The organism is Paracoccus marcusii, from assembly GCF_006151785.1.
Taxonomy (GTDB): Bacteria; Pseudomonadota; Alphaproteobacteria; order Rhodobacterales; family Rhodobacteraceae; genus Paracoccus; species Paracoccus marcusii.
Window position 1 is genome coordinate 1 of the sequence record NZ_VDDD01000129.1, and the last position, 9,500, is coordinate 9,500.

The 9,500-nt window shown below is 60.0% G+C and carries 5 protein-coding genes and 1 pseudogene; 2 read left to right on the forward strand and 4 right to left on the reverse strand.

Going from position 1 to position 9,500, the window contains the following annotated elements; translation table 11 throughout:
- Window positions 1-68: 68 nt before the first annotated feature.
- On the reverse strand, window positions 69-2,702 hold the full coding sequence (locus FHD68_RS15665; protein WP_244297894.1) for an excinuclease ABC subunit UvrA: 2,634 nt from the start codon (window positions 2,700-2,702) through the stop codon (window positions 69-71).
- A 223-nt stretch (window positions 2,703-2,925) separates the two neighbouring features.
- Entirely contained in the window at window positions 2,926-3,915 is a 990-nt protein-coding gene (locus tag FHD68_RS15670) for a zinc-dependent alcohol dehydrogenase family protein (protein WP_139086180.1), read from the reverse strand.
- A 136-nt stretch (window positions 3,916-4,051) separates the two neighbouring features.
- Between FHD68_RS15670 and FHD68_RS15675 the strand changes: the two genes are divergently transcribed.
- On the forward strand, window positions 4,052-4,630 hold the full coding sequence (locus FHD68_RS15675) for a TetR/AcrR family transcriptional regulator (protein ID WP_208863788.1): 579 nt from the start codon (window positions 4,052-4,054) through the stop codon (window positions 4,628-4,630).
- A gap of 193 nt (window positions 4,631-4,823) precedes the next feature.
- Here FHD68_RS15675 and FHD68_RS15680 read toward each other — a convergent pair.
- Together FHD68_RS15680 and gdhA are read right to left on the reverse strand one after the other, a co-directional pair.
- Window positions 4,824-5,998 (reverse strand): annotated as a pseudogene (locus tag FHD68_RS15680) (IS3 family transposase).
- Window positions 5,999-6,340: 342 nt separating this feature from the next.
- Complete coding sequence (gene gdhA, locus FHD68_RS15690; protein WP_139086187.1) at window positions 6,341-7,690, reverse strand: NADP-specific glutamate dehydrogenase; 1,350 nt, start codon at window positions 7,688-7,690, stop codon at window positions 6,341-6,343.
- A gap of 815 nt (window positions 7,691-8,505) precedes the next feature.
- Here gdhA and rnk point away from each other — a divergent pair.
- The gene (gene rnk / locus FHD68_RS15695) at window positions 8,506-8,940 is read left to right on the forward strand and encodes a nucleoside diphosphate kinase regulator (protein WP_244297896.1); all 435 of its coding nucleotides are present in this window, start codon (window positions 8,506-8,508) and stop codon (window positions 8,938-8,940) included.
- The last annotated feature ends 560 nt before the right edge of the window (window positions 8,941-9,500 follow it).

A 9,500-nucleotide genomic window follows, 5' to 3' on the forward strand; every position in this document is an offset into this window, starting at 1 on the left:
CTACAAGATCACCAAGATCGATGAACTGCTGCCATGGCACTGGAACGGGTAGCGGTTAGACCGGACGCTTACCCAGGGACGCCGCTGGCAACGATACGGCCACCATCTTCCCCGGCCCCCGGCCCCAGATCGATGATCCAATCCGCTTGTGTGATGGCGCGTATGTCATGTTCGACGACTACGACCGTATTGCCGGCGTCGACGAGGCCCTGCAGATGTTGCATCAGCCGGTCCGCATCGGAGGGGTGAAGCCCCGAAGTTGGCTCGTCGAGGATGTAGATCGTGTTGCCGCGTTGAGCGCGTTGCAGTTCAGTCGCCAGCTTGATGCGCTGCGCCTCTCCGCCAGACAGCTCGGTCGCCGGCTGACCGAGCCTCAGATAGCCAAGACCGATTTCCCGCAACACGTCGAGGGAGCGCATCACAGATGCCTCGCCAGCGAAGAAATCGCACGCATCGTCGACCGTCAGTTCGAGAACCTGGGCGATATTGCGCCCGTTCCATTCGACTTCGAGCGTTTGCGGGTTATAGCGAGAGCCATGACAGGTCGAGCACGGCGCAAAAACGCTTGGCAGGAACAACAGCTCCACCATGACGTATCCCTCGCCTTCGCACACCGGGCAGCGGCCTTGCGCGACGTTGAACGAGAACCTTCCCGGGCTATAGTGTCGCCGGCGGGCGAGCGGCGTATCAGCGAAGATCCTTCGCACATGGTCGAACATGCCGCTGTAGGTGGCTAGGTTCGAGCGCGGCGTGCGGCCGATCGGTTTCTGATCGACCCGCACCAGCCTGCGAACATGCTCCATGCCTGCGACAATGCGCCCTTCAGTGTCGTTCTGCGCAACATCGAGCAGCGGATCGCCATCCTCCTCCGCGGCCACGGGGGAGCCGCCGAGGTGTTCGGTGACAAGCTCGGGCAGCGCCTGACTGACAAGACTGGATTTGCCCGATCCCGAAACGCCGGTGACAGCGGTGAAGCAGCCGATGGGAAACTCGACGTCGAGACCTTGAAGATTGTTACGCCTGATCCCTTTCAGGCGTAGCCATGCCTTGGGATCGCGCGGTGTGCGCTCAATGCGGGGCTGCTCTGCGAACAGGTAGCGGCGGGTGATCGAAGTCTCGACGTCGGCAAGCCCCCCTATCGGCCCGCTGTAGAGGATTTCACCGCCCTTATCCCCGGCTCCTGGCCCGACATCGACGATCCATTCCGCGTGGCGGATCACGTCGAGATCATGTTCAATGACGAACAGGGAGTTGCCCGCCGCCTTGAGACGCTGGAGGATAGTCAGCAAGGCTTCGCCATCTGCGGGGTGCAACCCCGCCGAAGGCTCGTCAAGCACATAGACCACGCCGAAAAGCTGTGACGACAATTGGGTCGCAAGGCGCAAGCGCTGCAGCTCTCCAGAGGAGAGCGTCGGCGTGCTGCGGTCGAGCGAGATGTAGCCAAGGCCAAGATCGATCAGCGGCTCGAGCCGCTCGATCAATTCGCAGGCAAGGCGTTGGGCGGCGATCTGCTTCTCGTCGGAGAGATTTGGCGTGCGGCGTATGTCGGGCGCGCTCTTGTGCGCAGAGCCGCCCGCGGCGACCCGTTGTTCGACCGCTGCTTCGCGGGCCGCTTTTTCCAGAACATGGCCCTTTGAGGTGTCGGAGACTGCCCCATATTCGCCATGCGCGGCGGGCATCAGCAAGTCCTTCAGCTTGAGCACCGTCAGGTCGCCGAACTCGGCAATGTCGAGGCCGGCGAATTTGACCGACAGGGCTTCGCGCTTCAGGCGCTTGCCGTCGCAGGTCGGGCAATCGCGGCCGACGATGAATTGCGAGACGCGCTTCTTCATCAGCGCGCTTTTGGTGTTGGCGAAGGTTTCCAGCACATAGCGGCGCGCGCCGGTGAAGGTGCCCTGGTAGCTCGGCTCCATGCGGCGCTTGAGGGCCGTCCGGGTCTGTTCGGGCGTCAGGCCCGCATAGACCGGCACCGTCGGCGCCTCGTCAGTGAAGAGGATCCAGTCGCGATCCTTTTTCGGCAGGTCGCGCCATGGTGTATCGACGTCATAGCCGAGCGAAACGAGGATATCGCGAAGGTTCTGGCCATGCCAGGCGGTCGGCCAAGCGGCGATCGCCCGGTCGCGAATGGTGAGGCTGTCGTCAGGGACCATCGTCTCTTCGGTCGCGTCATATACGCGGCCGATGCCGTGGCAGGTCGGGCAAGCCCCCGCAACCGTGTTGGGGGAGAAATCCTCTGCATAGAGCATGGGCTGATGGCGCGGATATTTGCCGACGCGCGAATAGAGCATCCGCACCAGGCTGGAGAGCGTCGTCACGCTGCCGACCGAGGATCGCGCGTTCGCCGAGCCGCGCTGCTGCTGCAACGCGACCGCAGGCGGCAATCCGTCGATCGCGTCGACCTCCGGCACGCCGGCCTGGTCGATCAGGCGACGGGCATAGGGCGCAACCGATTCCAGATAACGCCGCTGCGCTTCGGCATAAAGGGTGCCGAACGCGAGCGATGACTTGCCCGAGCCCGATATGCCGGTGAACACCACGAAGGCGTCGCGCGGTACATCGACGTCAACATTTTTGAGGTTGTTCTGGCGCGCGCCGCGAACCTGCACGCAAGTGGGCGGACCCGCATGCCCATGATCGGTGGCCGGCGTCGTCGCGTGAATATCCTTGCTCTTTAATTCAGTCTTCCTGACATATCCGCCCATGCGGCCCCTGTTTCATCACGGTCGGGGTAACAGATGAATGTATTTCCGCGCTGATACATGCAATGGCCATAGCCCCCATGTTGCCCTGAGACAGGTCTGGCACGCGGTGAGAAGCGATCATGCTCTCAAGCCTGCCCCACATGCAACGAGGGCATGGGCGCTGAGGGTCCGCTCCTGTGTCCGGGAGGGGGGGAGCTATCGCTCGCTCCCCCAGGTTTGCCGGTCAGACCGTAACGACGACCTTGCCGATCTGGTCGTTCGATTCGAGGAAGCGGTGCGCGTCCTGGATGGCGTCGAGCGGGAAAGTGCGCGCGATCCGCGGCTTGAGCGCGCCCGATTCCAGTCCCGCCACGATGAACGCCTTGGCACGATCAAGGGCGGCATCGTCCGAGACGATCTCGCTGTAGAGATAACCCTTGAGCGTGAGGCTCTTGCCCAGCACGGAGAACAACGGGAACGGCGTGGGCTCGCCGCTGAGCGCGCCATATTCGAGCAGGATGCCGCCTCGCGCCATGCTCGCGGTCAGCGGCTCGAACGACGGGCCTCCGACCGGATCGAGCACCACGCGCGCACCTGCGCCATTGGTTATCTCCATCACCTTTGCGACCAGATCCTCTTCCTCGGTCGCGACGACATGATGTGCACCGGCATCAAGGAGGGCCTGGCGCTTGGCGCTGGTACGCGTCGTCGCGATCACCGTCGCGCCGACCATCCGCGCAATCTGGAAGGCAGCAAGGCCGACGCTGCTGGAAGCAGCGGTGACGATGACGAAATCGCCCTCGCCGAGCTTCGCCTGCTCCACCAGCGCGCCCCAAGCGGTGACATATTGCATCCACACGGCCGCCGCTTCCTCGAACGACAACGCCGCCGGATGCTTGACGACAAGGCGGGCGGGCACGTTGGCGACCTCGCCATAGGTGCCCCAGCGCGCGATATCGAGCGGGGGGATGACGCTGACGGCTTCGCCTTCCGCAAACCCGGTCACGTCCGCGCCAACCGTAACGACGGTGCCGGCGGCCTCGTAGCCGAGGCGGCTCGGGAACTCGGCTTCCTGAAGGTAGGCATGGTTGCGGAACATCACTTCGGCGCGGTTTATACCTATCGCCTTGACCGCGATCTGCACTTCGTCGGCCGCGGGCGCGGCCACTGCCACATCTTCAATCTTGAGGACGCTGGCGTCGCCATATTCATGGATACGAACGATGCGGCTCATGGGAACGCTCCTTGATTATTGAATGATCGTTCTGTATCGATATGAGCCACCAATTTCAAGATATTTATCGATCATTCCATATCGGGCAGCAGACATGACAGACACGAAAGCCCGTCGGGGCGCAGGTCGCCCTCGCGTGTTCAACACTGATGCTGCGCTCGACAAGGCGGTGCGGCTATTCTGGCAGCGCGGCTACGAGGCGACTTCGATGGCCGATCTGGTGGCAGAGACTGGTGTCGCCGCCGCCAGTCTCTATGCAGCGTTTGACAACAAGGCGGGGCTGTTCGCGGCGGTGATCGAGCGCTACGCCGCGACGTTCAGCGTACACCTCTATGCACCCATCAACGATCCGGCATTGTCCACCTTCGAGGCCGTCAAAGGCCTGCTGGAACGAGCCGCGTCATCGTTCTCGGAACCTGGAACGCCGGCCGGCTGCTTCATGTATTCGGCAGCGGCAGCCGTGTCGCCGGCGTCCGCCGCCATCGAATGCCTGCTGCGCGACAAACGTATCGCGGCGGAGGCCATCCTGATCGAGCGTCTGCAACGCGGCGCCGCGCAGGGCGAGCTTGCGGCCAATGCCGATCCGGCCGTGCTAGGCAAATTCATCAATACGGTCATGGAAGGCATGTCCGTTCAGGCGCGCGACGGCGCTACGATCAACGAACTGCTCGCCATCGCCAAAATGGCACTCGATCGATGGCCGGCTACGGTGTGATCGTTCAGACGAAATCGTCCTCGATGAGCCTGCAACAAACATCTGTCGACCTACAACCAGGCACAATCCGAGCCCAGTCCGTATGCCCAAAGTGACCTGACCCCCGCCTTTCATCCAGCTGCGACCAGAGATTGACCGGAATTGCACTGCCCCCCAACCTTGGACCGCCGGTTGCTGGAATTTTCCGGCTTGGTCATGGCGACGGGCTGGCTGCGCCGCCGGGATAATGCAGGGCGATCGGGACGTTATATCCGATGGCGCTGTGGGGTCGGTCCTCGTTGTAGTGCCTACGCCAAGTCTCCAGTTTTTCCTGTGCGTCCGCAAGCCTCATGAAGTTGCCATTGTCGCGCCATTGGTCCGAGCGGCAATGGCGACGCGCGTTCAGGCATTCAGACCTGAGTTTGCTGTTGAACGCCTCAATGAAGCCATTGTCGGTGGGCTTGCCAGGGCGTGAGAAGTCCAGGGTGATATCGTTGGCGTAGGCCCACAGGTCGAGGTCGCGCGAGATGAACTCGCTGCCATTGTCGACCCGGATTGTCCTGGGATAGCCGACTTGGGCACAGACCCGTTCCAGTGTCCGGACCAGATCCTCGCCGCGGTAGGTGAAGCGCGGGTCGGCTGCTGGACAGAAACGGGAATGCGTGTCGACGATCGTCAGGATCCGCAGCTTGTTGCCCAGGGCGAGTTGATTATGAACAAAATCCATGGCCCAGACATCGTTCGGCCCGACAGCCTCCTGGCGATCGTCTCGCAGCTTGGCCTTCACCCGCCGTTTCGGGTTCTTGTTCCTGAGCTGCAGACCCAACTCATTGTAAATCCAGCGTGTGTTCTTGATGTTCACCTGCCATCCCTCTCGTCGCAGCAAGACGTGGACACGCTGATATCCGTAGCGCACCCGCGTTTCGCAGATTTCCTTGATCCGTCGTGCGACGGCCGCCTGATCGGTGCGTCGGGACTTGTAGTGGAACGTGGAGGTGTCGAACTGCAGCGCACCACAAGCCCTGAGTATCTACGCGCCCCAATCGATGCACATCCCGCGAACCAGCTCGCGCATCCGACCAGGGTGAGCCAGCAGGCGCCACCGGTTCAAGCCTACTGGCGAACGAGCTTTCGCCGAATGACGTCCTGCAGCATTTCCCGATCCAAAGTCAGGTCGGCGACGATCTTTTTCAGGCGACGTTTCTCGTCCTCAAGCGCCTTCAGCCTACGCATTTCGTCGGGCAGCAGCCCGCCATACCGCTTCTTCCAGTTGAAATAGGTCGCCTGGCTGATCCCCGCCTTGCGGCAGACCTCGGCCACCGGCGTGCCTTCCTCGCCCTGCTTCAGGACAAACGCCTTTTGCGCCTCCGTGAACCTCGATGCTTTCATCGTTCTCCGCTCCTCTCCCAGCCAGGGAAGGTTAACCGAAAACTCCAGCTTCAAACGGTCCAGTTTTCAGGGGGCAGAGCACCCTAATCGCTGCATTGCCGGCTTTAGGCCTGTCAGTCGGCTCAACATCGTCAGCAGATCGCGAAAAAATATACTGGGTCTCCGACGCGACTGTTAATTGCTGGACAGTTCGTGATGTTACCGGCAGTCGGCAATCAGAAGAACGCCTATCAAATCGCTTTTTCGAGCAACCCACGAAAGCCTGGCTAAAGGCACGGTCACAACATTGACCGCGTCTTCAGCCGTAATCAGCTGTTGTGAACAGCGTATCGGAACTTTCGATCAGATCACGCCAAAGGCCCGCATTGCCTCCGCGACCTTGACGAAACCTGCGATATTGGCACCCAAGACGTAGTTTCCTGGGGCACCGTATTCGTCGGCCGTTTCAGCGCAGGTGTCATGGATACCGCGCATGATGGATGCGAGCCGCGCCTCGGTCTGTGCAAATGTCCAGCTATCGCGCGAGGCGTTCTGTTGCATCTCGAGTGCCGATGTGGCGACGCCGCCGGCATTGGCGGCCTTTCCCGGAGCAAACATGATATTGGCGTCCTGGAACATGCGGATGGCCTCGGGTGTGCAGGGCATGTTGGCGCCCTCCCCCACGGCCATGACCCCGTTTTCGATCAACGCTTTTGCATCCTTGCCTGAAAGTTCATTCTGGGTCGCCGACGGCATGGCGATATCACAAGGAACATCCCACACCGAACCGTGGGGCACAAAACACGCGCCGTTGCCCTTGAGTTTCGCGTATTCGGAGATCCGTTGCCGTCGAACTTCCTTGACTTCCTTCAGAAGAGCCCAATCAATCCCAGCATCGTCAACAACGTACCCACTGGAGTCAGAGCATGCGACGACTGTCGCACCGAACTCCATAACCTTCTGAATGCTGTAGAGAGCGACGTTTCCGGAGCCTGAGACGACGACCCTCTTGCCCTCAAAGTCCGTCCCTTTGGTGGCAAGCATCGACTGGATGAAGTAGGCGTTGCCATAGCCAGTGGCTTCAGTCCGGGCGCGAGATCCCCCATAGGACAGCCCTTTGCCCGTCAGGACGCCAGCCTCATAACGATTGGTCAGGCGTTTGTATTGGCCGAACATATAGCCGATTTCGCGGCCGCCTACGCCGATGTCGCCGGCTGGAACGTCCGTATATTCGCCGATATGTCGGTGCAGCTCTGTCATCAGGGATTGACAGAACCGCATGATCTCAGCGTCGGAGCGACCTTTGGGATCAAAGTCTGATCCCCCTTTGCCGCCGCCGATCGGCAGACCTGTGAGAGCATTCTTGAAGGTTTGCTCGAACCCGAGAAACTTGATGATCCCGACGTTTACGGAGGGATGAAACCGGATACCGCCCTTGTAAGGTCCAAGGGCAGAGTTGAACTGGACCCTGAACCCGCGGTTTATCCGCACCTGCCCCTGGTCATCCACCCACGGGATACGAAAAATGATCTGACGCTCCGGCTCGCAGATCCACTCGATGAGTGCATCGTCGAGGTAACGAGGGTGTTTGGCGACAACCCTGCCCAAGCTCTCGAGGACCTCACGAACCGCCTGATGGAACTCCGCCTCACCGACATTACGCGCCATTACCTGATCCAGAACCGACTGCAGCTTTTCATCCATGCTGTTCATGGCGGCGTTTTCCTTCGAAAGTGGCGCGCGGATGTGCAACTGCGCAATCTCTCAGCAAATTACGCGGTCCGATGCAACCCTCACAGCCGCAACTGATCGTGGCGCGCGTGGCAGATAAGGCACGGACGCGCGAGCAATGGGTAATGCGACTTGACCTCCCCAAGCGTCGCGGCCATCTCATAGGGCATGCTGGTATCTGATCATCATGTTCGGTTTCCTCTTCTGAACCGCCCGTTCCCCCGCGCGGAGTAGGCGCGTCGTCGCCTTCCGCTTGGGGTCGTCATCTGTATTGAAAGATTGACACCGCGATCCCTGGATCGCGTGAGAGGGCGAATGAGATATGCTTCATATACCAGTTGCGTTGCAGGGCAATCCGTCGAGGCTGGCCTCGGAGGATCACGTCGGCCGTACGTTGGTTTCTGCCGACATTCCAATCATCATCGCGGCCGTCGAGCGCGCGAGAACGACCCCTTGGCGGGGCGAGTATATTTCCAGATACCTAAGCCACAAGCTCGACAAGAGCGCTGTCGTTCCCGATGGAATGGCAGGTGGTATCGTAAGGGTCGGGACCAAGGTGACGTGGATGTCAAGCGGCGGAGGCGCACAGACAGCCGTGTTGCATCCCTGTGAAGCAAATTCTCAGACTGAAGGTGTCATTGACCTTGCTTCCGTGTTGGGAGCGACCCTCATCGGGCTGAAGGTTTTGGACAGAGCTGCGCTTCTGCACTCAGACGGCAAGTTTGACGTCACCGTCGTTTTGAACATCGAGAACTAAGCGACCTGCCGGTCGCCTTGATCCCATACCAGATCTACAAGTGAGCAAGCATATGACGAACTCTCGAAACCGACCCGGTCGGCAGCCCAAGATCATCCTCGATCAAGCAACCGTCCACAGGATCGAGTCCCTGGGGCAGCGGCTTTACCAGAGCAACCCCACACTTGCCGATAGGCTCTTCGGTGAACTTGGTCGTGCGCGTCTGGTCTCTCGGGACAAGCTGCCGGCGAACGTCGTCTCCCTGGGCAGGCGCGTCACCTATCGAGACGAGGCAACCGGCGAGGAAAAAGTCGTTGTTCTCACGTCTCCTGAAGATGCCGACATCTCGCAACAGCGTATCTCCGTCCTGACACCTATTGGTGTTGCCCTACTGGGTCTGAGTGAAGGCGCACAGTTTGGCTGGAACGATCGGACAGGCGCCACGCGAAGCTTGACGGTTCTTCGGGTTGAAGCCGCAGAAGCAGTCGTGATCTGACTGATTGACCGACCTGCGCGTGCAGAACATTCGGATGACCCAGTCTCGGCGCGCTCAAGAAGGGTACCGCTGCGTTTAAACGATGAAAACAATTCTTCGGACAATCTGCGGGTTATGATTGCATTCCAGGGTCAAGGGCTTGCAGAGCCTTTGCCCCTGGCGCATCGGCGTATTCAAAAGATTAAAGGGCGACGTGAACTTATCGTTGTGTGATTTTTTTCTGACACAATAAGCTTAAAGAAGCGGTAATATCTTCGCACCAGGTAAAAGGCGCCAAATGGGAATCGGCGTTAATTAAACTTAAAAGACGTTGGCTAAATTTGGATGACGATCTATTTCTCAGGCCATGATGGTTCATGCGGCATATTTCCGTTTCATACTGCTAAACCGCCTCTGACCCCGGAAGGTCAAGGCGCCGAAGCGCCTATGCCTCGTCCGGGGACTCCTTAATTTCCAGGAAGGAACAGGAGTGACGATTATGTCACCGGGGCTTTGTTGCACAAAGCCTCTGATGTCCGAGGTTCCCCTTTCCCCGGACGGATTTATCCCGCGGTTTCTGT